Consider the following 26,498-nt stretch of genomic DNA (forward strand, 5'->3'; position numbering starts at 1 on the left):
GAGGCAAGAGCACCGGAATCCGAGGAGAACGTCATGCGGAAGTCCATCGCCACGGTCTCGCTGAGCGGTTCGCTCTCCGAGAAGCTGACCGCCGTGGCCGCAGCCGGGTTCGACGGCGTGGAGATCTTCGAGAACGATCTGATCGCCTCGCCCCTCACCCCCGAGGACGTACGGGCGCGCGCCGCCGACCTCGGGCTGGCCATCGACCTGTACCAGCCGTTCCGCGACTTCGAGGCCGTCCCGGACGAGGTGCTGGACCAGAATCTGCGCCGCGCCGAGAGCAAGTTCGAGGTGATGGAGCGGCTCGGCGCGGACACCCTCCTCGTCTGCTCCAGCGTCTCGCCGGACGCCGTCGACGACGACGGGCTCGCCGCGGAGCATCTGAACCTCCTCGCCGGCCGGGCCCGGGAGCACGGCATCCGCATCGCCTACGAGGCCCTGGCCTGGGGGCGTCACATCAGTACGTACGACCACGCGTGGCGCGTGGTCGAAGCGGCGGACCATCCGGCGCTGGGGACGTGCCTGGACAGTTTCCACATCCTCTCCCGCGCCTCCGACCCGCGCGGCATCGAGGAGATCCCCGGCGAGAAGATCTTCTTCCTGCAGCTCGCCGACGCCCCGCTGATGGCCATGGACGTCCTCCAGTGGAGTCGCCACTACCGGTGCTTCCCCGGTCAGGGCGGTCTGGACGTCGCGGGGCTGCTGGCGCACACCGTGCGGGCCGGATACCGGGGGCCGCTCTCCCTCGAGGTCTTCAACGACGTCTTCCGGCAGGCCGACGCGGGCCGTACGGCAGTCGACGCGATGCGTTCGCTGCTCGCCCTGGAGGAGTCCGCGGGGCTGGCGGCCCTGCCCGAAACCGTCGTACCGTCCGGCTTCGCCTTCGCCGAACTGACCGCGGCGGACACCGAACCGCTGACCGGCATGCTCGGTTCGCTCGGCTTCGCCCGTACCGGACGGCACCGCGGCAAACCGGTGGAGCTGTGGGAGCAGGGCGAGGCACGGGTGCTCGTCAACACCTCGGGCTCGGACCGGCGTTCGGGCCCGTCGCTGGCGGCCGTCGGACTGGAGTCCGCCGATCCGGACGCCGCCGTACGCCGTGCCGAGACCCTGCTCGCACCCGTGGTGCCACGCCGCCGCGGAGCGGACGATGTCCCCCTGGACGCTGTCGCGGCACCCGACGGCACAGAGCTGTTCTTCTGCCGCACGGGCCGGTCGGGCCATCCGAGCTGGACGGACGACTTCACACCCGTGGCGGCGCGGACGGCCGGGACGGCGGACGACGGCGACCGCGCCGGCGTCACCGGCATCGACCACGTGGCGCTGCCCCAGCCCTGGCACCACTTCGACGAAGCAGCCCTCTTCTACCGCAGCGTCCTGGGACTCAAGCCCGACGAGAGCCAGGACCTGGCCGATCCGTACGGCCTGTTCCGCAGCCGCGCCGTCGCCGGCCCCGGAGGCACGCTCCGCATCGCGCTCAACGTCGCGCCCAGCCCGGAGGGCGAGGCGACCCGCAGCCAGCACATCGCCCTGGCCACCGACGACATCGTCGCCACCGCGAGGCGGCTGCGCGGCCGGGGCACGGCGGTGCTGCCCATCCCCGCCAACTACTACGACGACCTCGGCGCCCGCTACGGCCTGCCCGCCGAACGCCTCGGCGTGCTGCGCGAGCTGGACATCCTCTACGACCGGGACGGCAGCGGCGAGTTCTTCCACTTCTACACGGTCACGGTGGGGAGGGTCTTCTTCGAAGTGGTCCAGCGCACCGGTGGTTACGGCGGGTACGGCGCCCGCAACGCCACTGTCAGGCTGGCTGCCCAGCACACCGCTCAGCTCGGCGCCGTGTGACGGCCGCGACCGCATGTCCGTAGCCTGTCGGGACCGGTGCACGCCGGACCGGCAGACCACACCGCCGAACTGAACCCGCCGAGGAGCAGCATGTCCGCCGCCGTCTCCGGGCCCTCGCCCTCCCAGCCGTCGCCGTCCCGCCCCGCCAGGCGCACCAGGGACGCCGCCCGCACGCGGGCCGAGATCCTCAAGGTCGCCACACGCGAGTTCGCACGGCTGGGCTACGCGGGGGCGAGGGTGGACGAGATCGCCGCGCGGATCCAGACCACGAAGCGGATGATCTACTACTACTTCGGCAGCAAGGAGGGCCTCTTCACCGCAGTGCTGGAAGAGGCGTACGCGGTCATCCGCCGCAAGGAACAGCAGCTGGACGTCGAGCACTCGGACCCGGTCGCCGCGATCCGGCGCCTCGCCGAGCTGACCTTCGACCACCACGAGGCCCACCCGGACTTCATCCGCCTCGTCGGCATCGAGAACACCCATCAGGCGGAACACCTCGCCGCTTCCGAGACCCTCGGCTCGCTCAACTCGCCCGCGATCACGGTCATCGAGCGGATCCTGGAGGCGGGCAGGGCGGAAGGGGTCTTCACCGCCGACGTCGACGCTCTCGATCTCCACGCGATGATCAGCTCGTTCTGCTTCTTCCGCGTCGCCAACCGCTACACGTTCCGTGCGATCTTCGGTCGCGACCTCACCGACCCGGCCCGGCATGAGCACTACCGCACGATGCTGGGCGACATGGTCATCGCCTATCTCACCTCGGGAGACCGGCCGGCGGCCTGAGCGCCGTCCGCCGTCCCGCGCCCGGCCGCCGAAGCCTCTTCATCGCGCCGTGCGGCCGTCTCCGCGAAGCGGGCACGAAGTTTTCACTCTGATGACAAAGACGGCCCCATCCGCGGCGCCCGTCCTAAAGTCGGAGACCGCTTTCCCGTTCACAGGAGCGCTGATGAGAGACCAGTTGCCACCTGCTCAGGCCGACCGTGCCCGGCAGCGCGAGGAGGGGGCACCGCCGCACGAGGGGGCACCGTCCCGGCCCGCGTCGCGTGCGTGGCCACACAGGTTCGCTCTTCCGGCCCTCGTCGCCGCCGCTGCCGTGGCACTGCTCGGCGGGTGCAGCGACTCGGGTGACGGAACGGCGTCCGTGAGCGCGAAGGGCACGCCGCCCAGCGTGGAGAAGCTGGGTTCCGCGCTGGAGTGCAAGGTGAAGGTCACCAAGAAGGTCGAGGACTACCGGCTGGGCAGCTGCAAGAAGGACAAGACCCTCTTCACGATGGTCACCTTCAAGGACAACAGGGCGAAGCGCGGCTGGCTGGACTTCTCCAAGCCCTACGGCGGCACCTACCTCGTCGGTTCCCGCTGGCTCGTGCTCGCCGACTCCGACAAGAAACTCATCCCCGTACAGGCGAAGTTCGGCGGGACGATCGAAGAGGGCGCAGCCCACGGACACGGTCGCAGCTGACCGTGTCCGGCCGGGTCGCTCAACGGCGACGAGGCAGCCGATGCAATCGCACTCCGCTCAGCGCACCGTCCTCCACCCGGGCCGTCATGTAGGTGCAGTACGGCTGGCGGCGGCGGTCCGTCGGCGAGCCGGGGTTGAGCAGGCGCAGCCGCCCGTCGTCTGTCGTGGTGTCCCACGGGATGTGGCTGTGCCCGAAGACCAGCACGTCCCGTCCGGGGAACCGTTCCGCACAGCGGCGTTCCCGGCCCTGCGCGGGACCCGTCTCGTGCACGACGGCGAAACGGACTCCCCCGAGTTCCACGTCCGCGGTCCCGGGCAGGCGCGCCCGGAGCTCTGGGCCGTCGTTGTTGCCGTACACGCCGACGAGTCGCCGGGCACGTGCCTCGAACAGGTCGAGGGTGGCGGTGTCGACCCAGTCGCCGGCGTGGAAGACGGCGTCGGCGCGGTCGAGTTCGTCCAGCAGCGGTCCCGGAAGCCGTCCGGCCCGCTTCGGCAGGTGGGTGTCCGAGGTCAGCAGGAGTCGCACATCGCGACCATAACGGACACCGGCGAGGCGTCGGCAAGGCCTTTCGATCCGGTGTCCGGCACCGTCGTCCACCCGGCGATAAAGGTGATACGGGGAGGAACAACTCGATAACGGACCTGCAAGTCATTCCTTGGATATGGCCTGATACCCGGACGTCATTTTCCTCGGGATCTGGCTTATTGTGTTCGAGCACATATTCTAATACGTGCCTCGATGAGTCCTCTTCAAAGCCTCAGCGCTGAAGAAATCAGGCACACCGCCACAGGGTCGCCATTTCGGCGCGGGACCACTCACACCTGACACGGCATCGGGCGCACACGCGGGTACGGCCGACGAATCCGGCACCCCGCGCCCGGAGAATTCACGAGAGACCGGGGCGGGCGCGTACACCAGGAACAATCACAGGTCACGCACAGCATCGGCACAAATGAGCCGCCACTTTTCCAGTGATGGTCGACGGCTTTCCGCGGTGCTCCGCCATTCGGCCGGAATCAACCGCCTGAAAAAGCACGGAATCTCCCTTCGCACCCGGCTGCCGACGCAGTCCCCGAACACCACATCAGGGGATCACGGCGCAGCGCCGCGGAAAGCCGCGGTGAAACCAGGCTCCCGCCCGCCCCGCGTCCGGGAACCCTCCGGTCACAGCCCGTCCGTCCAGGCCCTGTCCGACAGATGACCCCGCCCGCCGTAGGCCGTGCTCGCGGCGGACGGCGCGAGCCGCGAGGCGAGAGGTGTCAGACAGGCCCTAGCGCAGGCTGACGCCGTTCTCGCCCTCCTGGCCGCCCGAGGGCCAGCCCTGGCCGATGCGCTCGAACTGGGAGGTCAGGTCCGCTGCGAGCTTCTGCTCGCTGCCGCTGGGCGCCTGCCCTGTGATGTTCATGGCCACGGTCAGAACCCCGCTGACCGGGGCGGTGGGTGTGAGCCGTACGGGAGTGCAGGTGAAGGTGAAGACCTGCGGCTCCTCGTAGTCGTAGGAGGCGATGCGCGCCTCGGCGAGCGTCGCCGTCTGGCCCGAACTCAGGGCGCGGTCCATGGTCTTGAAGACGCCCACGGAGTCGAGCCCCGGGAGGACCTGCCGCCCCTGGCTCAGCTGCTGGACCCGGCCGAAAGCAGCGCCCTGCTTGGCGTTGGCGTAGCGCAGCACGTGGTCGGAGCCCTCGGTGAGCATGATGGGGAAGGGCGCCCCGTCGAAGATGGCGAACATCTCCTGCTGCTGGGCGAGCAGGCTGTCCCGCAGCTGGAACTCCGACAGCAGGGTCGACGCCAGGTTCTGCATGCTCTCCATGTGATCGGAGCTCCACTGGCGCGGCCGCATGTCGGCCACGCAGACGGTGCCCAGGATCACGCCGGTGTGGTCCAGGAGGGGTGTGCCGAGGTAGGACCGCACGCCCATCTCGTTCACCAGCGGGTTGCCCTTGAAGCGGGGGTAGTCGAAGACGTCGTCGAGGGCGAGCTGTGACTTGTCGGCGACCACATGGGGGCAGAAGCCGTAGTCGATGGGTGCGTCGCGGGCGACCTCGGGGAGGTTGCTCAGGTCGAACGCGATGCTGCGGTCCTCACCGGCGCCGTTCTCGTCGGCCGTGGGCGGCACGTACATACCGCGGAACATCTGACGCTCGTCGTTGATGAAGTTGACCATCGCCAGGGGGGCTTGGGCGAACCGGCCGGCAAGCCGGGCGACACGGTCGAACTTCGCTTCGGGGTCCGAGGTGTTGAGGCCGAGTATCTGCAGCCGACGCCGGCGCTGCTCGCCCTCTTCCGGGGCTGGGTTGGGTGTCCGGGGTTCCATGAGTGCACATGAAACCAGACCCAGGACCGTACGTACCGTCCCCGAAGCAACTACGGGTACTTCCGGTCACAACTCCCCCACAGCGACGCCGTGTTGACGGTCCGTACACGGGGACCGCCGGTGCCGGGAGCCGCCTGTGAAGGGTCAGTCTGGCATTCTGTCCAGTTTTCTCCTTCCGAACCGGTCGACGATCACTTCCCGCCATTCCATCGAGCGCTATCGAGCATGAACGGTCTCGCATATGACAATGGGTGCCGCGTGTTTGACGTGTGATCGGAGACACGCGGTTGTCCTTGCGGCGGATGTGACCGGAGAATGCCGGCCCCCGGTGCAAGGGCGGGGTGTGACCCCCTCCCGCCGGCAAGCGGCGTGAGGGACCGGACTGAGCCAAGGCGTGAGGAGGGAGCGAAGCGTGGCGAGCCGCGTACGTCACTCCACGGGGAGCATCGTGCCGCAGGCTTCCGCAGCAGGGCCCTGTCAGTGAAGCGGTTATGAGCTATCTCCTAAGAACTCCACGAATTCCTACGAGGCTTGCGGCAACGGTGCGCCTCCCACGCATCTGCCGGATCGGCCCACCCCCACGAAGCACCCGCCGCACCGGCACCATCGGCGAGGACGGATCTGCCGGCCACACCGGCAGGAGCTGCGCCGAAAGGGCGGTCCCCCCACGGCCGTGCCGTGCACGACGCCGCCGTACACGTGCGCCCGAGCGCAGAGCACGTACGGCTGAGTACCCGGCAAGACACCTGGCCGGGTGCCGCTGACCCGCACAAGTCAGAGTCATTCACCGAGTGGCGAGTTCCTGCCTGCCCGTTCCCGGGGTGCCCTCCCCGGCGCGGCGGCCGCGAGGGAGCACCAGAAGCCTTCGTGCCACTGCCCGTCGGGAGTAGCGGCGCAGGTGAACGCACCATCGCAGGGACATCAGGGAAGCATTGAAGGGGTGTACGGGTGAAGAGGTCGAAGGCGGACATCGAAGCACGGTCGGTGGCTGTGATCGGCATGGCGTGCCGGTTCCCGGGCGCGTCCGGAGCCGACGAACTGTGGGACATACTGAGCGACGGCCGGGACGTCACGAGTGAGACGCCCGCCGACCGCTACGACGTGGACGCCCTGTACTCCCCCGCGGGAGAGCCCGGGACGGTCCGCAGCCGCCGCGCGGGATACATCGAGGACATGGCCGACTTCGACGCCGAGTTCTTCGAGATGTCCCGCACCGAGGCCGTCGAACTCGACCCGCAACACCGCCTGTTGATGATGGCGACCTGGGAGGCGCTGGAGGACGCCGGGCAGCGGCCCGACGCGCTCGCCGGCAGCAGAACGGGCGTCTACGTGGGCAACGCCCGGGCGGACTTCCTCGAACAGCGGTTCAGGGAGGGCCTGGAGAGCGTCACCCCGTCCGCGTTCCACAACTTCCGCTCGCTGCTTCCCGCCCGTCTCTCCTACGTGTTCGACTTCCGGGGCCCGAGCGTCACGATCGACACGGCGTGCTCGTCCTCGCTGGCCGCCGTCCACGCGGCCGTCCAGAGCCTGCGCGCCAAGGAGAGCCCCCTGGCGATCGCCGCCGGGGTGAACCTCGCGCTCCGTCCGGACGAGACCGTGATGATGACGCAGGCCGGGACCCTCGCCGGCGACGGCCGCAGCAAGTTCGGCGACGCGGACGCCGACGGCTTCGCCCCGAGCGACGGCGTCGGAGTCGTCATCCTCAAGCCGCTCACCGACGCGCGCGCCGACGGCGACCGCATCCGCGCGGTGATCCGCGGCAGCGCCGTCGGCAACGACGGGCGCACCAGCGACTCCCTGCTGACGCCCTCGCTGGCGGGCCAGGTCGAGGTGCTCAGGTGGGCCTACGAGGACGCCGGCGTCGCCGCGTCGGAAATCGACTTCGTCGAGGCCCACGGCACCGGCTCACCGGCGCTCGACCCGCTCGAACTCTGCGCGCTCGGCCAAGTCCTCGGTGAGGGAAGGCCGTTCGACCGTCCCTGCTACGTCGGGTCGGTGAAGACCAACATCGGGCACGCGGAGGCCGCGGGCAGCATGGCCGGTCTGATCAAGACCGTCCTGTGCCTCGAACACGGCCAGCTGCCGCCGACTCTCCACCACGAGTCCCCCAATCCGCTCGTGCCCTGGGAGGACCTGCCCCTGGAGGTCCCCACCAAGCTCCACGACCTGTCGGACCACGGCAGACCGGTCCTCGCGGGAATCACCGGGCAGGGCGCGTCCTGCCTGAACGCGCACCTCGTGGTCGCCCAGGGCGAGACCACCGCGGGCGGCAACACTCCGCTGCTGCGGCGGCCGCGGCTGACCAGCAAGGCGTACATGCTGCCGCTCTCGGCCCGGACACCCGCGGCGCTGGAGACACTCGTCCGCACCTACATCCGGTACCTGGGCCCCGAAGGAAAGGGCTCCACCTACCCGCTGCGCGACATCTGCTTCAGCGCCGCGACCCGCCGCCAGCACCACGCGCACCGGGTGGCTGTGACGGGCTTGTCGCACGACGAGATCGTCACCGCTCTCGAACGCTTCCTGAACGGCGAGGAGCAGGTGGAGGACAAGCGCACGAGGAAGCTGTCCGCCTTCGTCGAGCAGTACCTGGCCGGGCGTCCCGTCGACTCCGACCAGCTCTTCGGCTCCGGCTGCCGGTTCGTGCCGCTGCCGACGTACCCGTGGCAGACCCAGCGTTACTGGCCGGGCGAGCAGGACCCGTCGGAGGACAGCGCCGACCTGGCGGCAGCGGTGCTGCGCGAACACGCGCGCAACCCGCAGACGGAGTTCACCGACAGCTCGCTGCTGTCGGAGATCGGCATCGACTCCCTGGCGCGGCTGCAGATCACCGTCAAGCTGGCGGGCGACCACAACTACGACGTCGACGCAGAGGAACTGGCCGAGCTGCGCACTGTGGGCGAACTGCGGCATTGGCTCAACGGACTGGAGGCGCAGGCCGTATGAGCGACGCTGCGTACCGCACCACGAGCACCGGTCCACGGACTCTGTACGAGTGGTTCGCCGAGTCCGCAGTCGGATTCAGCGAGGAGACGGCGCTCGAAGTGGGCCGGTCCGCGCTGACGTACCGCCAACTGCATTTTCTCGCCGAAGAGTTGGCAGGGCGGCTGATCGCCGCCCACGGCGGGGCAGCTCCCCGCCGCGTCGGTCTCCTGGCCGGCCGTTCGGTGACCGCCTACGCCGGCTACCTCGCCGTACTGCGGACCGGCGCCGCCGTCGTACCCCTCAACCCGGACTTCCCGGCCACCCGCAACGCGGCGATGGCCGCGGCGGCCGGACTCGACCTGATCGTCACCGACACGCAGCAGTCCGCGGAGGCGGTGGCGGAGCTGGACGTGCCGCTGCTCACCGTCGATCCGGTGCAGTTGACGGAGACGGCACAGACGGCACAGCCAGGGGCAGAGGCCGGGGCCGGTCGGCGGGACGCTCTCCCCCCGTGCCCGTCCACCCCCGACGACATCGCCTACATCATCTTCACATCGGGATCCACCGGCACTCCCAAGGGAGTTCCGGTACTGCACCGCAACGTGGCCGCATACCTCTCCCATGTGGTTCCCCGGTACGAGGCCGGCCCCGGCAGCAGACTCTCCCAGGCCTTCGACCTGACCTTCGACGGCTCCGTGTACGACCTGTTCGTCGCCTGGGGTTCGGGCGGCACGCTCGTCGTGCCGATGCGCAGCCAGCTGATGTCCCCGGTGAAGTTCATCAACACCCGGCGGATCACCCACTGGTTCTCGGTGCCTTCGCTCGTCTCCTTCGCCTCCCGGCTCGGCACGCTCGTACCGGGGAGCATGCCCACCCTCCGCTGGAGCGTGTTCGGCGGTGAACCGCTGCCCATGGCACAGGCGTTGGAGTGGCAGGCCGCCGCCTCCCACAGCGCGCTGGAGATCCTGTACGGGCCGACCGAGGTCACGGTCTCCTGCACCGAGTACCTGCTGCCGCGCGACCCGCAACGGCTGCCCAGCCCCTCCAACGGGACCGTCCCGATCGGGACCTGCTACCCGTCCCTGGAACACCTCGTGCTGGACGAGGACGGCAGGCCGGCGGGCGAGGGCGAGTTGTGCGTCCGCGGCCCGCAGCGCTTCCCCGGCTACCTCGACCCCGCCAACAACGCGGGACGCTTCCTGTCCTTCGGCTCCGACGGCACGGTCCGGCCCTTCACCGGCGAGACACCTCTGACGGAGGAGCACTGGTACCGCACAGGTGACCGCGTCGGCCTCCAGGACGGTCAACTCGTCCATCTGGGACGGGTCGACCACCAGGTCAAGATCCGCGGCTACCGGATCGAGCTCGGAGAGATCGAAGCCATGCTCAGGGAACAGTCCGGCGTGCGGGACGCCGTGGTCCTGGCCGTACAGGGCCGCGACGGGCAGAACGACCTGGAGGCGGCGGTCACCGGGACGGGCGACCCCGAGCAGATGTACAAGGCGCTCAGCACGCGGCTGCCCGCCTACATGGTTCCCCGCAGAATCACAGTCGTCGACGAACTCCCGCTCAACGCGCACGGCAAGACCGACCGCAGAGCCCTCGCCGCGACGCTCGGCAGCCGCAGCCCCGACGGCGGCAGTCCCGACCGGGGCGACACCGCCGGAGCAACCGGTACCGGCGGCGCCCGCACTGCCGCGACCGGCACGGCGAGCAGCGTCCCCCGCTGACTCGACGGCCGACGGCCTCCGGCAGCTTCGGCCGGATGCCTCGGCCGGAAGCTTCGGCCGGAAATGGACTTGCAGCCGACGACGCCCGGCCAAGCACGGCCCGGCATGGGGCCGCGTTGCCCGGAACCTCGTATATTCCTTCTCTTTCGCGCCCTTCCCGCTCGTCCCCGTCAGGCCCCGCTGCCTCCCCCCGTTCCTGCGCGCCGACCTCTGTGAGGACAACATGTTCGATGCGATCGTCGTGGGGGCCCGCTGTGCCGGTTCCCCAACGGCCATGCTGCTGGCCCGCGCGGGATACCGGGTGCTGATGCTGGACCGGGCCGGATTCCCCTCCGACACGCTCTCCACGCACCTCATCCACCAGCCCGGCGTGGCCGCACTCGCCCGCTGGGGCCTGCTGGAGCGCGTACGCGCGTCGGGATGCCCGCCGCTGGACCAGGCGGTCTACGAGGTCGCCGACGTCCGCCTCGAAGGCTGCAGCCGGGGAGTCGAGGGTCAGCGCTGCGGCTATGCACCGCGCCGCCACGTGCTCGACGCGATCCTCGTGGACGGCGCTGTGGCCTCCGGCGTCGAGTTCCGGCCGCACTGCTCGGTCAGCGGGCTGCTGCGCGACGACTCCGGCCGGGTCACCGGCGTGGAAGGCACGTACGAGGGCCGCCGCTTCACCGAGCACGCGCACCTCGTCATCGGCGCCGACGGCATGCGCTCCCGGGTCGCCGCGCACAGCGGCGCGCAGTTCACCTCGCAGAAGCCGCGGCTGACGTGTGCCTACTACGCGTACTGGGAGGACGTGCCGGCCGACCTGGAGCTGTACGAAAGCCCCCGGAGCTGGGTGGCCGCGGTGCCGACCAACGACAACGCGACGCTCGTCCTCACCTACTTCCCCCAGGAACGCTTCGACGAAGTCCGTGCCGGTGCGGAGAACGCCTACCTCACCCAAGTACGCGAAGGGGCACCCGCGTTGCACGAGCGCCTCCGGGGCAGGAAGCGCGTCGAGCGGCTCCGCGGCACCGGCGACCAGCAGAACTTCTTCCGGCAGGCGGCCGGCGCGGGCTGGGCCCTCGTCGGTGACGCCGGACACCACAAGGACTCCATCACCGCACGCGGCATCAGCGACGCCTTCTTCCAGGCGGAGTGCCTGACCCGGCACATCGGCGACCGGCTCGGCGACCCCGCGCGGCTGGACGCCGCGCTGCACTCCTACGGGCAGGAGCGGGACGAGCAGCTGAGCGAAGGCTTCGAAGCGACGCTGTCCGCCGCGCAGTTGGATCCCCACGAGAAGCGCCTCGCACTGCTGCGCGCGGTACAGCGGGACCCGGAGCTCACCGCGACGTACTTCGACATCGTCGCCGGCATCAAGTCCGTCACGGACCTCTACACACCCCGGCTGCTGGCCCTGCTGTGACCCCCGTACGGCAGTCGGCCCGGCCGCCGTACGCGGAAGCGGAGATACCCGGACTGCCGGTCCGATGCGGTTCTTGAGGTGCCGGCCACTGGAAGGAATGCCGGGTACGGGAGGAATTCCCGTTTTCCGGCCCGGCCTTCCGTCCGGTCGTGTCCGGGCATGCCCGGAACGCTGCCGACGCGGACCGGGCCCGCTCTTCTGCATTTCCGGGAGAATCCACCGGAATCCCCGCCTCCCGCCTTTCCCCGGGAACTGATAGAACAAGGTTCCGTGAGAAGGAACTCCGCCCGGATCGACGGCCGCACGTACGCGGGAAGGTCCCGTCGTTCAGCGACGCCGACCCGCATTGTGCAAGGTCGCGGAGCAAGTGGCCTGCTCACGGCTACAGTTCGCGTTCGGGCTTCCTGCCGACCCTGGTACCGTGCACCGGGTCGGTCAACCGTTGGTGACGCCCCCTCAGCTCGTGGGACGACGCTCGCGGCACACCGTACGGACATTGTGCTCAGCTTCTCCGCACCTCCCTTGCACCTCCTCCATCGCCACCATCGTTCCGCTGCCGCACGAGGAATCAGATGCCAGGCATACGCGACCGGCACACAGTGCCCAGGGCCCTTCACCGCAGATCTCTGCGTTACTCGGTGGCCCTGCCCATCGTCATTCCCATGCTCGCTCTCACGGGATTGTGGGGATATGCGGCGAACGACCTCGTCCAGGAAGCGCTGACATTAAGGGCGGATGCGGAAACGGCCTCCACGGCGGGCAAGCCGGCTAACGCTCTCGCAGCACGGCTGCAGGACGAACGCCGGCTCACCGCCGCGTGGCAGGCCGCGTCCACCAAGTCCGCCCGTACCGCGCTGGACAACGCGCGCAGCGGCACCGACTCGGCGATCGCCGACTTCCGTGAGGCACGTGTGGGCCTGCAGTCCGCCGACCCCGCGGTCCGTGACCAGGCGGAGAACCTCAACGAGGCGCTGGGCAAGCTCTCCCAGCAGCGCAGCACCGTGAACGCCCGCAAGGTCTCCGCCCCGAGCGCCCTGCGCTACTACTCCGACATCACCGCGGAGGCCACCGGGCTGCTGGCGGCGTCGGCCCGCACGGACGACGGGGACCTGGCGCGCGCCTCGGCCGCGACGGCGTCGCTGGCGGACTTCACCGAGCTCCTCTCCCGGGAGGAGGCGCAGCTGGCCGGCCCGCGTCCGAAGGTCGCCCCGAATCCGCTCGCCGAGAACCCCACGGAGGCCGCGGAGCGCGCCGAGTTCGGCCGGTACCTCGCGGTCCAGCGGCAGAACCGCGCCGCGCTGCAGCCCGGAAACCTGCCCGCGGACGCCGCCGAGGCGTACGAGCAGCTCACGGAGACCGAGCAGTGGAAAACGCTGGTCCAGGCGGAGGAGACCGCCGCGTCGCGTCCCTCGGCGCTGACGCGGGAGACCGACGAGTGGCAGGAGTCGGCCGGCGTCGTCGGCAAGGAGCTGCGCCAGATCAGCTCCGACTCCCTCGACGGCGTCGTCGAGGGCGGTTCCGGCCGTGCGGACAGGCTGCTGCTCGGCGCGGCGATCGGCACCGTACTCGCCCTCGGAGTCCTCGCGTTCGCCGTCGTGCTGGCCGTGCGCTTCGCACGCTCCCTGACGGGACGCCTCTCCCGCCTCCAGCACGCGACCGGCGAGTGGGCGGGCACCACGTTCCCCCAGCTGATCGCGCAGCTCGACGAGGACGAGAGGTCCGAGCCCGCGCCGCAGCCCTCGCCCGGCGACTACGGCAGCGACGAGATCGCCTGGCTCGCCCAGGAGATCCAGCGGCAGTGGCAGACCGTCGTCGAGACGACGGTCCAGCAGGCGCGGGGCCGTGAGGGCGCGGAGACCGTCTTCCTCGGCCTCGCACGGCGTACGCAGGTCCTCATCAACCGGATGATCCCCAAGCTCGACAAGCTGGAGCGGGAACACGAGGACTCCAAGCTGCTGAAGGACATCTTCGCGGTCGACCACCTCGCAACCCGCGTGCGGCGGCACACGGAGAACCTGCTCATCCTCGGCGGCGCCCTCCCGGGACGCCGCTGGAGCAAGGCCGTACCCATCTACGACGTGCTGCGCAGCGCCATCTCCGAGACCGAGGACTACAGCAGGGTCGAGGCCCTGCCCGCCCCGCCGGTCTCGCTGGTGGGCCAGGCCGTCGCCGACGTCGGCCACCTGCTCGCCGAACTCATCGAGAACGGCACGTCCTTCTCCCCTCCGGACACCCGGGTGTGCGTCAGCGCCGAGAAGGTCGCCAAGGGCCTGGCACTCGAAGTCGTCGACCGCGGTCTGGGCATGCCCACCGAGCAGTACGACGAGTTGAACCGCATGCTCGCGGACCCGCCGAAGCCGGACATGATGACGCTGGGCGAAGCACCGCGCCTCGGTCTCTTCGTCGTGGCCCGGCTGGCGAACCGGCACGGCCTCGAAGTGACACTCCAGAAGTCGGCCTACGGCGGCACGCTGGCCGTCGTGCTTCTGCCCGGCGAACTGCTGGAGGAGACGCAGTCCCTGCTGTCGAGCCTCGTCACGGAGGCGCGTCAGGAGCCCGGGGAGCGGGAGGAGCTCCCGGCGGCTCCCGCCGCACCGGCGATCGCTTCCGCGTCACCGGCGCACGAGCTCACCAGCGCACCCGACACCTCGTTCGCGGAGCCGGTGCCGGCCGGCGCGGGCACGTACGCGAGCGCGCCCTCCGGCACCTCGGGACGTACGGCGGAGAGCAACGGGACGCGCCCGGCACCCGAGACGTACTCCAGCTCGGAGGACGCCACGCCGCGGCCCCACCTCGACCAGCACGGCGGCTACCCCGCATACGCGGGCGCCGGTCTGCTGCCGTCCACTCCGGGGGCCGACTCCCCCGAAGCCCTGGGCACGGCTCCGCTGAGCCCGGGAACGCTCAGCGTGCCGGGTCCGGGAATGCTCGACACCATCGGCCGGGGTATCAGTCTCGGCTCGATGACCATGAGTTCGCCGGGCTCCGGCAGGAGTCCGCACGGCGCGGGGCTCCACCCCGGGCCTGTGGACACGGACCCCTCCGTGGAGGACGCCCCCATGCCAGCGTCGCGGCCACACCCCCCACACAGCCTCACCGGCGAGGCGGAACCGCCCGGACCCGTCACGGGCCAGGCGCCCCAGGAGACGCGCGACCAGCCCCTGGCGTCCCCCGCCAGGCTCCCCGTCAGAGTGCGGGGGGAACACCTCGCCGAGCCTTTGCGCCAGTCGTCGCAGAGCTTCCCCGAGCCGGAGGACCCCACGGCCGGCATGTCCACCCCGGACAGAGCGGGAGCGACGATGGCCGCCATCCAGTCGGGAAGCAAACGCGCCCGCTCCTCGACGCCTGCAGAGCCCGACGGTGATCCGCAGGCGGAAACGCCCGGTCATGGAACGGGCGCCGATGATTCTGTGTGGAAGGACCTGTGATGACTGACCGGAACCAAACCGACGGCCGCCTGAATTGGCTGCTTGACAAGCTGGTGACGGGGGTCCCCGAGACTCACCACGCGATCGTGCTGTCTCAGGACGGGCTGCTGCTCGCGCGTTCCAAGGACCTCAGCAGGGACGACGCCGAGCACCTGTCAGCGGTGGCCTCCGGGCTGCAGAGCCTCTCCCGCGGTGCCGCACAGCGCTTCGAGGGCGGCCAGGTCCGTCAGACGGTCATCGAGATGGAGAACGCGTTCCTCTTCGTCACCAACGCGGGCCAGGGAGCACGGCTCGCCATGCTCGCCTCCTCCGGCGTCGACGCCGGGATGGCCGCGTACGAGATGACCAGGATCGTCCAGCAGGTCGGTGCCTACCTCAGCGCCGCGCCTCGCACGGGGGTCCCGGGGGTCCCGGCCGCCGGGCAGCCGCGGTAAGGGTCTGTGGCCTCGAAGAAGACGTCCTGGTTCGATGAAGGGTCCGGATACCTGATCCGGCCCTATGCCATCACCGGCGGACGTACACACCCAAACGGCGCCGACTTCCCGCTCATCACGCAGGTGGCCACCACAGGCTCTGCGAAGAGCAGTGAAGTCCAGGGCGTGCAGCCGGAGTTGGTGGCAATTCTCGATTTATGCCGGGAGCGGCCGCTGGCGATCGTCGAGATCGCGGCGCTTCTGGACCTGCCGGCCAGCGTGGTGAAAGTGCTCTGCGGGGACTTGCTCGCCAAGTCCCTGATCGCCATCAAGACGCCGGGCGAGGAGACAAGTGCCCCCAGCGTGGAACTACTTGAGAGGGTAATCCGTGGTATCCGCAAGCTCTGAGCGGCCGGGTGGCTCCGTCGCCATGCCGACAGCGCTGAAAATCCTGGTAGCAGGCGGCTTCGGGGTGGGCAAGACCACCATGATCAGCTCGGTGAGCGAGGTCCCGCCGCTGGAGACCGACGAGTACATGACGCAGGCCAGCCTCGGCGTCGACGACCTCGCCGGCACCCCGGACAAGTCGACCACGACCGTCGCCATGGATTTCGGCCGGATCACACTGGACCTCGACCATGTGCTCTACATGTTCGGCACTCCCGGCCAGGAGCGCTTCTGGTTCATGTGGGACGACCTCGCCCTGGGCTCGCTGGGCGCCGTCGTCCTCGCCGACCCGCGGCGCCTCACCGACAGCTTCGCGTCCGTCGACTTCTTCGAGCAGCGCCAGATCCCGTTCGCCGTGGGCGTCAACTGCTTCTGGGGGCAGTCCGACTTCTCGGCGCGGGAGGTCCAGACGGCCATGAACCTCCGCACCCCCGCCCCGGTCGTCATGTGCGACGTACGGCACCGGGGCTCCAGCAAGCAGGTGCTGCTGGCCCTGCTGGAGTCCGCCAAGGCCCAGGCGGCCCGCCGCCTCTCCCCGTCCCCGGGCTACTGACGGCGGGACGCTCCCGGCCCGGCTTGTCCCCGTCCGGTGCCGGGGCCACGGGCCGGCCCGGTCACGGTCACGGTCGCCGTCCCCATGCCTCCAGGTGTGCCCTGAGCAGGGCATCGAGCGCATCGTGAACTCCCGCTCCGCCGGCCACTGTCAGCGGGGCGCGCACGATCGCGGAATCGCACTCGCACTCGTGCGCCGCGACGACGAGACCGACGCTGTGGAGTGCGGGGCGGGCGCGGCGGGCCGGCGGGCCGGCGGGCCGGCGGGCCGGCGGGCCGCTTCGGGCTCCCTCAGGCGTACGGGCCCGCATGCCGACGGGGATGCCGAACATGTGGAGCCAGGCACGGGAGATGACGCTCGACCAGCGGCCTGAGGCGAGGTGCGGCCCCTTGCCGGCAAGCTGTGGCAGTTCCGCAACTGCGACGCGATGTCTCCGCTCAGAACGCAGTTGCCATACGAATGCCGCTCACGTCTTGCAGATGCGAAACTTTGCCCATACCTTGCGGGCATGCAGAGCTACACGATCGGCCAGGCGGCCCGCCTGCTCGGCGTCAGCCCCGACACAGCGCGCCGCTGGGCCGATGCGGGCAGAGTCGCCACCCACCGCGACGAAGGGGGCCGCCGCCTCGTCGACGGCAGGGATCTGGCCGCCTTCTCCGTCGAAGTGGGCCAGGGCGGCACCGGCGAAGAGGACGACTCCTACACCTCGGCCCGCAACGCCTTCCCCGGCATCGTGACCGCCGTCAAGGTCGGTGACGTCGCCGCACAGGTGGAGATCCAGGCCGGCCCGCACCGGCTCGTCTCGCTGTTGACGCGGGAGGCCGTCGAGGAACTGGGCCTGGAGGTCGGCATGCAGGCCACCGCCCGCGTGAAGTCGACCAACGTGCACATCGACCGCGCCTGAGCGCACGGATGCCATGAACCGCTTCAGCCGTCAGCCTCCCCGCCCGGCGCCCGCCCCTCCGGTTCCGCCCTTCCCTCCGCACCGCCGAGGAGCCTCGTCCCGCATGCCGTCCACGGTCATATGGCGACGTACCGCCGCCGCGCTCACCGCCGCCGCGCTCCTCGTACCGCTGACCTCCTGCGGCGGCGGCAAGAAGGACGGCGGCACCGAGGACGAGCCGGGGAGTGCGACGAAGGCCGAGCTGACGGTGCTGGCCGCCTCCTCGCTCACCGACGTCTTCAAGACCGCCGGGAAGACCTACGAGAAGAAGAACCGGGGCACGGAGGTGAAGTTCTCCTTCGCCGGCTCCCAGGAACTGGCCGCCCAGGTCGAGCAGGGCGCACCCGCGGACGTCCTGGTCACGGCGGACACCAGGACCATGGACGGACTGAAGTCCGACACCGGCGTCCCCACCGTCGTCGCGAAGAACCGTCTCGTCATCGTGACGGGCAAGGACGACCCGGAGAAGGTCGGGAAACTCGAGGACCTCGCCCGCCCCGGGCTGAAGGTCGTACTCGCCGCACCCGGGGTGCCCGCCGGCCGCTACAGCCGGCAGGTGCTGGACGCGCAGGACATCGACGTCGAGCCCGTCTCCCAGGAGCCCAACGTCCGGGCTGTCCTGAGCAAGGTCGGACTCGGAGAGGCCGACGCGGGCATCGTCTACAAGACCGACGCCTCCACGGCCCCCGGCAAGGTCGACACCGTCGGGATCCCCGACGGCCGGAACGCGGTCGCCTCGTACCCCGCCGCTGCCCTGAAGTCGTCGGAGAACCCCGGGGCGGCCGCCGCGTTCGTGAAGTGGCTGCGCACCGCGGAGGCGCAGCAGCTCCTCCGCGGCGCGGGCTTCCAGAAGCCGTGAACGCGCCGTCGGCCGCCCGGGGCCGTCCGGTGAGAGCGCCGGACGGGCCCGGTCCGCAGACAGCCGCAACCCCCTCGACCCCTGATCCCCGGACCCGTCGATGAGCCGCCTCCGCGTTCCCGGCACCCGCACGCCGACTGCTCTCGCGCTACCCGCGCTGCTCGCGGTCGCCTTCCTGCTGCTGCCGTTGGCCGGCATCCTCGCCCGCACCGAGTGGGGCGCGGTCGGCTCCCATCTGACCAGCCCCGGTGTCACCGACGCCCTCGGCCTCTCGCTGGTGGTGTCCTTCTGGGCGCTCGGGCTCTCCCTCGTACTCGGCGTGCCGCTGGCCTGGCTCCTGGCGCGCGTCAGCTTCCGCGGCAAGGCACTGGTGCGCTCGCTGGTGCTGCTGCCGATGGTGCTGCCGCCGACTGTCGGCGGTGTCGCCCTGCTGCTGGGCTTCGGCCGCCGTGGCCTGCTCGGCCCCTGGCTGGAGAGCGAACTCGGAATCGTCCTGCCCTTCCACACCTCCGGTGCCGTCGTCGCGGCGACCTTCGTCGCCATGCCGTTCCTGATCATCAGCCTCGAAGGCACCCTCGCCGGACTCCGGCCGAGCTACGAGGAGACCGCGGCCTCTCTGGGCGCCTCGCCCGTGCGGGTGTTCTTCACCGTCACCCTCCCCATGGTCGCCCCCGCGCTGGCGGCCGGGTCGGCCCTCACCTGGGCCCGTGCGCTCGGCGAGTTCGGCGCGACCATCACCTTCGCCGGGAACCTCCCCGGGACGACCCAGACGCTCCCGCTCCAGGTCTACCTCCTCCTGCAGGAACAGCCGGAGGCAGCGACCTCCGTCTCCCTGCTGCTGCTCGCGGTCGCCATGGCCGTCCTCGTCGCCCTGCGCGGCCGCTGGACCGGCATCGCCGGCGACCGCGCCCCGAGCAGGGACAGGCCGCCGGAGGAGGACGCGGAGCAGGCCGAGAACGCACGCAGCACTCCACACCCCCCGGCGGCACCCGCCACGCTGCAGCAGTGCTCCCTGCACACCGAAGTCAGCGGCTTCGACAACCTCACCCTCGACGCCCCGGCCGGCACCACCATCGCCGTGGTCGGACCCAACGGCGCCGGCAAGACGACACTTCTGCGCGCCCTCCTGGGACTCACCCCCCGCGCACACGCCGAGCTGCGCCTCGGCGACACCGACGCGACAGCCCTGCCCCCGCACCGCCGTGGAGTCGCCTGGGTACCGCAGGACGGAGCACTCTTCCCGCACCTCACCGCACTCGCCAACACCGCCTACGGGCTGCGGGCCCAGGGCGTGAACAGGGACGAGGCCCGCCGTACCGCGCAGGACTGGCTCGGCCGGCTCGGCGTCGGACACCTCGCACACCGCAGACCCGCCCAGCTCTCCGGCGGTCAGGCCCAGCGCGTCGCGCTGGCACGGGCGCTTGCCGCCCGCCCCCGGCTCCTGCTCCTCGACGAGCCCCTCGCCGCCCTCGACCAGACCACCCGCGCCCAGGTCCGCCACACCCTGCGCACACACCTCGAAGGCTTCGGTGGAGTCTGCCTGCTCGTCACCCACGACCCCGTCGAGGCCATCTCGCTGGGCGACCGCGTACTCGTCCTCGACGGCGGCCGGACCCTTCAGGACGACTCACCGGCCCAGGTGTCCCGGCATCCCCGCTCGCCGTGGGTGGCCCGGATGCTCGGCAGCAACGCCTGGCCGGGAACCGCCACTTCCGAGAGGACCCTCTCCCTCGACGGCGGAGGCACCCTCGTCGTCGCCGACCCCCTGACCGAAGGGACACAGGCCCTGGCGGTCATCGCCCCCGAAGCCGTCTCGGTGCACCGCCGCCGGCCCGCAGGCAGTCCCCGCAACGTGTGGCCCGGAACCGTCCGGGAGATCACCGCGGTCGGCAGCCGCCTGCGCGTGGTGGTCTCTTCGGACGAGAGCCCCGACCTGATCGCCGAAATCACCCCGCAGGCGGCGAGCGAACTCGCACTCGGCGACGGCACGGACGTGTGGACCAGCGTCAAAGCCACAGAAGTCACCGTCGTCACTCGGTGAGCGCCGCTGCGAGCCACGGTCGGTGATCGCGCTGGACCGCGGCTCCGTGGACCGAGCGGCCTCCGATCGCGTGCGACCGGTACCCGATGCCCTTCGACGTGGGCGGGTCGCTGATGTCCGCGACGCTGTCCAGCGGTACCAGGACGCTGGTCTCCGGACAGTACGAGGCAACGGAGTCACGCGCCGTGGGATACGCCACCACGCGGAGACCCTTCGCCCGACGCTCCGCGCCGTCGCGTCCCGCATCGCTCCGGGAGTCGTCCCAGCGGTCGGAGAGAGTCGGAAAGCTGAGGCGGCGTACCCGCGCACGTCCTGACGTGTGCCGCGGGTACGCCGGTCCTCAACGGGCGGACTCCACGGCGGTCTTGATGCGCTTGCCGAAATCGTCGGCCTCCTTGCGGGCCGCTTTCAGCGCGGCGCCGACGATCAGCTTGCCGGGACCGTGTCCCGTCAGTGTGTTGAACAGGCGCACCCGCGTCCTGCCGTCGCCCACGGGCTCCAGGTCGTAGCCGCCCTCCCCGGTGACCAGGTTCTTCGACGTCTCCGTCCAGCGGATCCTGCGGGGCGCGTCGAAGCCGGTGATCCTGAACTCCCTGCGGGTCTTGATCCCGGCGTCCTTGACCGTGCTCCGATAGACGGTGCCGACGCCCGCCGGCCCGTCCGTCGTCTTCGCGATCTCCAGGACCCGGGGGCTGAACTCCGGGTCGTTCTCACCATCCGCGAGGAAGGCGAAGACCTCCTCGATCGGCCGGTCGACCTCCGTAACCACATCGAACTGTCCAGCCATCACCTCTCCGCTCCGTCGAAAGCACGGCACCGTCCTTGTTCTGCGCGACGACGGTCAGGTCGAGGTCGCCGCCGAACTGCTCATCCGGTGGCGGCTCGCGCCGGCCCGTCGGTCAGACGGCCTCAGGGGCTCCCAGCATCGCGGAAGCCTGCTGGAACGGGTCGAGGACGCGCGTGGGCGCGGCCTGGGGAAGCCCGTGGCAGGTGAAGCCGAGCTGGGTCATGGCCCGGAGGACTTCGCGGGCGGTGAAATCGCGGCGGTCCTGGCCTGTGACGACCTGCCCGACCTGCTTGACGGGGTAGGTGCGGCGGCCGATGATCACGGACTCGCCGAAGACCTGCTCGGGCCTGACGCCCTTCATCGATTCCAGGACGCCGCTCTTGGTGAGGTCGAAGGGGAAGCGGGCGATGATACAGCGCATGATGCCTCACAGGGATCAGAGCGAAGGGGGATGGTTCTGCCGCGGTGAAATGGTTCAGCGGGCAAGGGCGTGGCGCCCGGAGCTCTGCCTTGTTCGTGGGCGGCAGGCAGGGCTTCGAACTGGGGGTAGAGCATCGTGTGCTCGGTTTCGGTCAACGTGGTCACGGGTGAGGTGAAAGGCCCGCGGCCGCCGGAAGTGTCACGCAGCTGGACACGGTCCGTGTGCTCGGAACCGTCGCGGACTGCGCCGAGCCGGGCCGGGGTGACCAGCCCGGCGCACCGTCCACCGCGCACGGGGGGCCGCTCGCCGAGCCGGGCTGCATCTGAACCAGCATCAGAACATGCCTCCTGCAGAGGTGCGTCAGCTTCCTGATCACGAAAGTTCTAGGCCGCCGCATCGAAGGTGGACTGCCGCACGGTCACGCGCCGGGCAGCCGCGGGGCGGCGTCGGCCGCGTGAGGGCGCGCTGCGCCCACGCCGCTCGGCCACCGGCGCGGTGATCGTCACGGGGATGCCGGAGGGGGCCTGGGCGCCGGTGATCCGGGCGAGTGCCTCCTCGCCGGAGCGGACCTGCGTGGTCCGGGGCACGATGCCGGCGGCCGCCATGAGACGGGTCATGGTGCGGCGCTGGTTGGGGGTGACCAGGGTGACGACACTGCCGGACTCGCCGGCCCGCGCGGTACGTCCGCCGCGGTGGAGGTAGTCCTTGTGGTCGGTCGGAGGGTCGACGTTGACGACGAGGTCGAGGTTGTCGACGTGGATGCCGCGCGCCGCGACGTTCGTCGCCACCAGCACGGTGACGTGCCCGGTCTTGAACTGGGCCAGGGTGCGGGTGCGCTGCGGCTGCGACTTGCCGCCGTGCAGGGCGGCCGCCCGCACCCCGCTGTTCAGCAGGTCCTGCGTCAGCCGGTCGACGGAGTGCTTGGTGTCCAGGAACATGATCACCCGGCCTTCGCGTGCCGCGATCTCCGTCGTCGTCCGGTGCTTGTCCGCCCCGTGGACGTGCAGCACGTGATGCTCCATCGTGGTCACCGCACCTGCGGACGGGTCGACGGAGTGCACGACCGGGTCGGTGAGGTAGCGGCGGACCAGGAGATCGACGTTGCGGTCGAGGGTCGCGGAGAACAGCATCCGCTGGCCCTCGGGGCGGACCTGGTTCAGGAGCGCGGTGACCTGGGGCATGAAGCCCATGTCGGCCATCTGGTCCGCCTCGTCCAGGACGGTGATCGCGACCTGGTTCAGCCGGCAGTCGCCACGGTCGATGAGGTCCTTGAGACGGCCCGGCGTCGCGACGACGACCTCGGCGCCGCCGCGCAGCGCACCGGCCTGCCTGCCGATCGGCATTCCGCCTACGACGGTGGCCAGGCGCAGCTTCACCGAGCGGGCGTAGGGGGTCAGGGCGTCGGTCACCTGCTGTGCCAGCTCACGCGTCGGCACGAGGATCAGGGCCAGCGGCTCGCGGGGCTCGGCGCGCTGTCCGGCGGTGCGGGCCAGCAGGGCCAGGCCGAAGGCGAGGGTCTTGCCGGAGCCGGTGCGCCCGCGTCCGAGGACGTCGCGGCCCGCGAGGGTGTTGGGCAGGGTCGCGCCCTGGATCGGGAACGGGACGCTCACGCCTTGCGCGGCGAGTGCGGCCAGCAGCCGCTCGGGGATGTCGAGGTCGGCGAACGCCTCGACTGCGGGCAGCGCGGGAGTGACCGTCTTCGGCAGGGCGAACTCGCCCTGGACCGCTGCGGGCCGCCGAGCGTGGCCGTCCGAGCGGCGCGGCCCCCCGGAACGGCTCGGGGCGGGCGGGCCGAAGCGGCCGCCCCGGCCCCTGCCGGCGCCGGAACCGGAGCCGGCAGCGGGTCCGCCGGTGCGCCTGCGGGAGGAACGCTCATTCGTACGTGCGGGATTCATTCAGGACCTTTCCTTGATGCGGCACGGCACGCAGCAAGGAATTCCCACCGCGGAAGGGCAGCGCGGGAATCACAAGAACGGGCCGAATGGAATGCGGATCTGGCCGGCAGTGAATCCGGTGCCGGTCCGGGTGATGAAACGAGTGACGTCAAGTGGACGTGTGAACCAGGACGTCGGCGGGTGAAGCTCCGATGGGGCCCGCGTCCCGGAGAACGGCCTGCGAAGGTGCTCGTCCACGGGTGTAGACACTGCGGAAATGCCACAGCCGGGACGTACCCCGAGGGATGCGGGCCCAGCTGCAACGTGCGCGTCAGTATCAGGCGGGAACGATGTTCTCGGCCGTCGGGCCCTTCCGGCCCTGCGCGATGTCGAAGGTGACCTTCTGGCCTTCGAGCAACTCACGGAAGCCCTGGGCGGCGATGTTCGAGAAGTGGGCGAACACGTCGGCGCCGCCGCCGTCCTGCTCGATGAAGCCGAAACCCTTGGCTGCGTTGAACCACTTCACGGTGCCGGATGCCATGTCATATCTCCTTCGGGACAGTACGCCGGGACCCGCAATGCACGGACGCCGGGTCGCCGCGATGATGCCCCGCCCGGAAAAAGACCGGAATACAAAAACGCATCCAGCGGCAGAAAAATATCGCCGAAGGCGTTGGAAGTTCTGGGAACCAAGACTGCAACTGAGATCGACAGTAGCATGCGGTAGCGGCCTGCGTACTTCGAAGAATTCCACTCTGTTCGCCGAGGTAAGAACACTCCCCGCCCGACGGGTCAAACCCTCACCTCGCGGTCATAGATATTGACCCACCCGGAGCGCAGAGTTCTGGGAGGCCGTCCGGCTGTCAGGTCGAGGGCGCGCATGCGAAGCCCGCGGGCTGTGATCATGCATGGCCCCCTCGACGCCGTCCGGCTCGCGATCGGTCCAGGGTGCGGGTGCCGCCGCCGTGAACGCAGGACATCGGTGACGGCGCCGAGCCGTGCCCCGTCCTGCAGCTCGTCAACCCGGCGGTGACAACCTTGCCCGCATCCTTCGCCGCCCGAGGTCGATTACCTCACCTCTGGACAGACGAAAATCTATGCTGGCCGGAGTAGACATTGCTTCTGGGTCCTGGTGCCGGACGGCACCGGGACCCTCCACGCATTCACAGAGAGGCGCAATGGGCCGCCGAAATGCTCGGCACCACACAGGACTTCCTCCGCGCCGTCGGCGAAACCCCCCTCATCACCCGCTCCGGTCCGAAGGCGGCCACCACCGCTGGCCGCCGCACCGTAACGGCCTGCCCGTCCCCCCGACCCGTGCGGGCTTCTGACGAGGTGTCGGGGCTGTCGTGGCAGGACGTGGACCTGGGAGCGGCAGCGATCAAGGCAGTCACCGTAGTTGCTGTACTTCGCTGCTGTACGGCACGACGAAGCCCCCGCCGGATCTCTCCGACGGGGGCTTCGACTTGCTGTGCTGTGGACCTGAGGGGATTTGAACCCCTGACCCTCTCGTTGCGAACGAGATGCGCTACCGGACTGCGCTACAGGCCCTTGCGACGGGTGAAACCTTAGCATCCCCCTCGGGCTGCGAGGAAATCCGATACAGCGCTGGTCACCGCCCCCGCTCCGGCCCGGAAGCGCCCTCGCGGCACGCTGTCCGCCCCTCGGCAGGGGCGGACAGCGTCACCGCGGGTCACTCGTTGGCTGCACGCGGCCGGTCCTCGTCCTCGTACTGGTCGAAGAGCGGCGTACGGCCGTGCCCGCGGCCGCGGCGGGGCGCGGGAGCCGGGTCGTCGGGGCCGTCGTTGCCGCCGGTCTCGCCGCTCACGGTGCTGGACCGGGCAGAGCTCCAGGTGCCCGGCTCCTCCAGGTCCACTCCGCGCGTGGCGCGCGGGGCGACGGGAGCGCTGACGTACGTGGGCAGCGGCACCGGCACCGGGTCCCAGCCTTCGCCGGACTCGCTGTCACTGTTCCGCTGCTGATCGACCCACTCGGCGTGATCCGTCTGTTCGACGAGGGCGCGCCGGTCGGCCGCCGCAGGCTCCTGGGCCGACCTCGGAGCGGACCGTGCAGCCGACTGCGCACCGGGCTTCGCAGCAGCCGGCTCCGGTGCCCGCTCGTTCACCGGAGGGCCCGCGAGGGCCTCTGTCTCAGGGTCCGGGCCCGCCGGACCGGCCGGCTGCCTCTCGTGCAGACGGTGCGCCGCGGCCTCCGCCCGGCGCTTGTCCATGGTGACGGCGAACCGGCGGCGCTCCTGCACCCGCAGATGCACGATGTACGCGCTCAGCAGCAGCCCCGGTCCGCCCGGCGCCCACAGGAACGTGATCCCGCCGACCCCTGCGACGACTGTGCCTGCGGTGAAGGCGAGGAAGAGCACCATCGTGGTGCGGCGGCGCCGGGCGAGCACCTTGGCGCGCGTGCTCTTGCTGCTCCCCCGGGCCTGGCCGCGCTCGGAGGGCTGCCGTGCCCCTTCGCTCTGCCGGAGCTCACTCCGGCCTTCGCCGGTCGGGCCGTTCCCGCTCTCTCCTTCACCGGCGCGGTCGCCGGCTCCGGCCAGAAGCTCGGTGGGGGCACCCTGACTGCCCTCTCCCACCATGGTCTTGGGGTCGGCGTAGGCCCGGACGTCCACTGCTTCGTCAGATGCGTCGTCGAGAACGCCCTCGTGCGCACCGTCGTCCTCAGGGAAGCCGCCCACTCGGCCCGCGGCGTGCTGACGGGCGTCGAGAGGATCACTCAGCGGGTCGCCGAAGTCGTCCTGGTCCTCCGGGACTTCGCCTTCGCGCTCCGCCTCCTTGGCATAGCGCCGTTCCATCGCCGCCTTGCCGGACAGCAGCCGGATGGCGGTGCTGAAGCGTTCGGTGGGACGGGACTCGTTCAGTTCGTCCTGCCTGCGGAGCCACATCGGCACCAGATAGGCGGCCCAGGCCCCGACGATGACTGCGTAGATGAGGCCGCTGCTGTTCACCCTCACACGGTAGAGGGGTTTAGCCGCACCCATCTGCCAAATACCGCGGTGTGTCGCACGATCTGGCTGATCTCTCCAGCATTTT

20 protein-coding genes, 1 tRNA gene and 1 pseudogene are annotated in these 26,498 nt (G+C 70.4%); 13 read left to right on the top strand and 9 right to left on the bottom strand.

The genetic code is table 11. The features are described from left to right. Window positions 1–33 precede the first annotated feature (33 nt). The 3 genes from ACFPA8_RS09190 to ACFPA8_RS09200 all read left to right on the top strand — a co-directional run bounded on the left by ACFPA8_RS09190 (window position 34) and on the right by ACFPA8_RS09200 (window position 3,307). Window positions 34–1,848 (top strand): bifunctional sugar phosphate isomerase/epimerase/4-hydroxyphenylpyruvate dioxygenase family protein, encoded by a 1,815-nt coding sequence (locus ACFPA8_RS09190; RefSeq protein ID WP_386445112.1) that lies wholly within the window; start codon window positions 34–36, stop codon window positions 1,846–1,848. Window positions 1,849–1,938: 90 nt separating this feature from the next. Beyond that, a complete protein-coding gene (locus ACFPA8_RS09195; RefSeq protein WP_386445115.1) occupies window positions 1,939–2,631 on the top strand; it encodes a TetR/AcrR family transcriptional regulator in 693 nt (230 codons plus the stop codon). A 163-nt stretch (window positions 2,632–2,794) separates the two neighbouring features. Beyond that, window positions 2,795–3,307: a hypothetical protein gene (locus ACFPA8_RS09200; protein ID WP_386445118.1), complete on the top strand. Its 513-nt coding sequence runs from the start codon at window positions 2,795–2,797 to the stop codon at window positions 3,305–3,307. A gap of 19 nt (window positions 3,308–3,326) precedes the next feature. Here the strand turns inward: ACFPA8_RS09200 and ACFPA8_RS09205 are convergent, their stop codons facing one another. Further along, entirely contained in the window at window positions 3,327–3,833 is a 507-nt protein-coding gene (locus tag ACFPA8_RS09205; RefSeq protein ID WP_386445121.1) for a metallophosphoesterase family protein, read from the bottom strand. A gap of 745 nt (window positions 3,834–4,578) precedes the next feature. Next, window positions 4,579–5,622, bottom strand: coding sequence for a GAF domain-containing protein (locus tag ACFPA8_RS09210; RefSeq protein ID WP_386445124.1), 1,044 nt, complete (start codon window positions 5,620–5,622; stop codon window positions 4,579–4,581). 948 nt (window positions 5,623–6,570) lie between these two features. Between ACFPA8_RS09210 and ACFPA8_RS09215 the strand changes: the two genes are divergently transcribed. From ACFPA8_RS09215 to ACFPA8_RS09260, 10 genes are all read left to right on the top strand, one after another. Then, window positions 6,571–8,568 (top strand): beta-ketoacyl synthase N-terminal-like domain-containing protein, encoded by a 1,998-nt coding sequence (locus tag ACFPA8_RS09215; RefSeq protein ID WP_386445126.1) that lies wholly within the window; start codon window positions 6,571–6,573, stop codon window positions 8,566–8,568. Continuing rightward, a complete protein-coding gene (locus tag ACFPA8_RS09220; protein ID WP_386445129.1) occupies window positions 8,565–10,277 on the top strand; it encodes an amino acid adenylation domain-containing protein in 1,713 nt (570 codons plus the stop codon). Before ACFPA8_RS09215 ends, ACFPA8_RS09220 begins: the two co-directional genes overlap by 4 nt. 223 nt (window positions 10,278–10,500) lie before the next feature. Next, window positions 10,501–11,682 carry an NAD(P)/FAD-dependent oxidoreductase gene (locus ACFPA8_RS09225; RefSeq protein ID WP_386445132.1) on the top strand — a complete coding sequence of 394 codons (1,182 nt, stop codon included), beginning with the start codon at window positions 10,501–10,503 and terminating at the stop codon, window positions 11,680–11,682. 572 nt (window positions 11,683–12,254) lie between these two features. Next, window positions 12,255–15,110: a sensor histidine kinase gene (locus ACFPA8_RS09230; protein WP_386445135.1), complete on the top strand. Its 2,856-nt coding sequence runs from the start codon at window positions 12,255–12,257 to the stop codon at window positions 15,108–15,110. Continuing rightward, a complete protein-coding gene (locus ACFPA8_RS09235; RefSeq protein ID WP_386445137.1) occupies window positions 15,110–15,544 on the top strand; it encodes a roadblock/LC7 domain-containing protein in 435 nt (144 codons plus the stop codon). Before ACFPA8_RS09230 ends, ACFPA8_RS09235 begins: the two co-directional genes overlap by 1 nt. 6 nt (window positions 15,545–15,550) lie before the next feature. Continuing rightward, complete coding sequence (locus ACFPA8_RS09240) at window positions 15,551–15,931, top strand: DUF742 domain-containing protein (protein WP_386445140.1); 381 nt, start codon at window positions 15,551–15,553, stop codon at window positions 15,929–15,931. Continuing rightward, window positions 15,912–16,523: a GTP-binding protein gene (locus tag ACFPA8_RS09245; RefSeq protein WP_465270231.1), complete on the top strand. Its 612-nt coding sequence runs from the start codon at window positions 15,912–15,914 to the stop codon at window positions 16,521–16,523. Before ACFPA8_RS09240 ends, ACFPA8_RS09245 begins: the two co-directional genes overlap by 20 nt. A gap of 508 nt (window positions 16,524–17,031) precedes the next feature. Then, on the top strand, window positions 17,032–17,427 hold the full coding sequence (locus tag ACFPA8_RS09250) for a TOBE domain-containing protein (RefSeq protein WP_386445146.1): 396 nt from the start codon (window positions 17,032–17,034) through the stop codon (window positions 17,425–17,427). A gap of 103 nt (window positions 17,428–17,530) precedes the next feature. Then, on the top strand, window positions 17,531–18,325 hold the full coding sequence (gene modA, locus ACFPA8_RS09255; protein WP_386445148.1) for a molybdate ABC transporter substrate-binding protein: 795 nt from the start codon (window positions 17,531–17,533) through the stop codon (window positions 18,323–18,325). Window positions 18,326–18,425: 100 nt separating this feature from the next. Beyond that, a complete protein-coding gene (locus tag ACFPA8_RS09260; RefSeq protein WP_386445151.1) occupies window positions 18,426–20,366 on the top strand; it encodes an ABC transporter permease in 1,941 nt (646 codons plus the stop codon). Here ACFPA8_RS09260 and ACFPA8_RS09265 read toward each other — a convergent pair. The 7 genes and pseudogenes from ACFPA8_RS09265 to sepX form a co-directional block, all read right to left on the bottom strand. Beyond that, window positions 20,356–20,601, bottom strand: a pseudogene (locus ACFPA8_RS09265) (hypothetical protein); the annotation flags it as partial. The gene ACFPA8_RS09260 and the pseudogene ACFPA8_RS09265 sit on opposite strands and share 11 nt — an antisense overlap. Before the next feature lie 105 nt (window positions 20,602–20,706). Then, window positions 20,707–21,153, bottom strand: coding sequence for an SRPBCC family protein (locus ACFPA8_RS09270; RefSeq protein WP_386445154.1), 447 nt, complete (start codon window positions 21,151–21,153; stop codon window positions 20,707–20,709). A gap of 112 nt (window positions 21,154–21,265) precedes the next feature. Beyond that, window positions 21,266–21,574 (bottom strand): SCO5918 family protein, encoded by a 309-nt coding sequence (locus ACFPA8_RS09275; protein WP_386445157.1) that lies wholly within the window; start codon window positions 21,572–21,574, stop codon window positions 21,266–21,268. 383 nt (window positions 21,575–21,957) lie between these two features. After that, a complete protein-coding gene (locus tag ACFPA8_RS09280) occupies window positions 21,958–23,469 on the bottom strand; it encodes a DEAD/DEAH box helicase (RefSeq protein ID WP_386445160.1) in 1,512 nt (503 codons plus the stop codon). A gap of 316 nt (window positions 23,470–23,785) precedes the next feature. Next, window positions 23,786–23,989 carry a cold-shock protein gene (locus ACFPA8_RS09285; protein ID WP_351076900.1) on the bottom strand — a complete coding sequence of 68 codons (204 nt, stop codon included), beginning with the start codon at window positions 23,987–23,989 and terminating at the stop codon, window positions 23,786–23,788. Window positions 23,990–24,925: 936 nt separating this feature from the next. Beyond that, a tRNA-Ala gene (locus ACFPA8_RS09290) sits at window positions 24,926–24,999 on the bottom strand. Window positions 25,000–25,141: 142 nt separating this feature from the next. After that, window positions 25,142–26,413: a divisome protein SepX/GlpR gene (gene sepX / locus ACFPA8_RS09295; protein WP_465270232.1), complete on the bottom strand. Its 1,272-nt coding sequence runs from the start codon at window positions 26,411–26,413 to the stop codon at window positions 25,142–25,144. Window positions 26,414–26,498: the final 85 nt, after the last annotated feature.

It is taken from the genome of Streptomyces ovatisporus, from assembly GCF_042653885.1.
Classification (GTDB): Bacteria; Actinomycetota; Actinomycetes; order Streptomycetales; family Streptomycetaceae; genus Streptomyces; species Streptomyces ovatisporus.

Coding starts and splice junctions, on each gene's coding strand:
- ACFPA8_RS09190 (WP_386445112.1), top strand. CDS start 34: ATGCGGAAGTCCATCGCCACGGTCTCGCTGAGCGGTTCGCTCTCCGAG.
- ACFPA8_RS09260 (WP_386445151.1), top strand. CDS start 18,426: ATGAGCCGCCTCCGCGTTCCCGGCACCCGCACGCCGACTGCTCTCGCG.
- ACFPA8_RS09285 (WP_351076900.1), bottom strand. CDS start 23,989: ATGGCATCCGGCACCGTGAAGTGGTTCAACGCAGCCAAGGGTTTCGGC.
- ACFPA8_RS09210 (WP_386445124.1), bottom strand. CDS start 5,622: ATGGAACCCCGGACACCCAACCCAGCCCCGGAAGAGGGCGAGCAGCGC.
- ACFPA8_RS09280 (WP_386445160.1), bottom strand. CDS start 23,469: ATGAATCCCGCACGTACGAATGAGCGTTCCTCCCGCAGGCGCACCGGC.
- ACFPA8_RS09250 (WP_386445146.1), top strand. CDS start 17,032: ATGCAGAGCTACACGATCGGCCAGGCGGCCCGCCTGCTCGGCGTCAGC.
- ACFPA8_RS09200 (WP_386445118.1), top strand. CDS start 2,795: ATGAGAGACCAGTTGCCACCTGCTCAGGCCGACCGTGCCCGGCAGCGC.
- ACFPA8_RS09230 (WP_386445135.1), top strand. CDS start 12,255: ATGCCAGGCATACGCGACCGGCACACAGTGCCCAGGGCCCTTCACCGC.
- ACFPA8_RS09270 (WP_386445154.1), bottom strand. CDS start 21,153: ATGGCTGGACAGTTCGATGTGGTTACGGAGGTCGACCGGCCGATCGAG.
- modA (WP_386445148.1), top strand. CDS start 17,531: ATGCCGTCCACGGTCATATGGCGACGTACCGCCGCCGCGCTCACCGCC.
- ACFPA8_RS09195 (WP_386445115.1), top strand. CDS start 1,939: ATGTCCGCCGCCGTCTCCGGGCCCTCGCCCTCCCAGCCGTCGCCGTCC.
- ACFPA8_RS09235 (WP_386445137.1), top strand. CDS start 15,110: ATGACTGACCGGAACCAAACCGACGGCCGCCTGAATTGGCTGCTTGAC.
- ACFPA8_RS09225 (WP_386445132.1), top strand. CDS start 10,501: ATGTTCGATGCGATCGTCGTGGGGGCCCGCTGTGCCGGTTCCCCAACG.
- ACFPA8_RS09220 (WP_386445129.1), top strand. CDS start 8,565: ATGAGCGACGCTGCGTACCGCACCACGAGCACCGGTCCACGGACTCTG.
- ACFPA8_RS09275 (WP_386445157.1), bottom strand. CDS start 21,574: ATGCGCTGTATCATCGCCCGCTTCCCCTTCGACCTCACCAAGAGCGGC.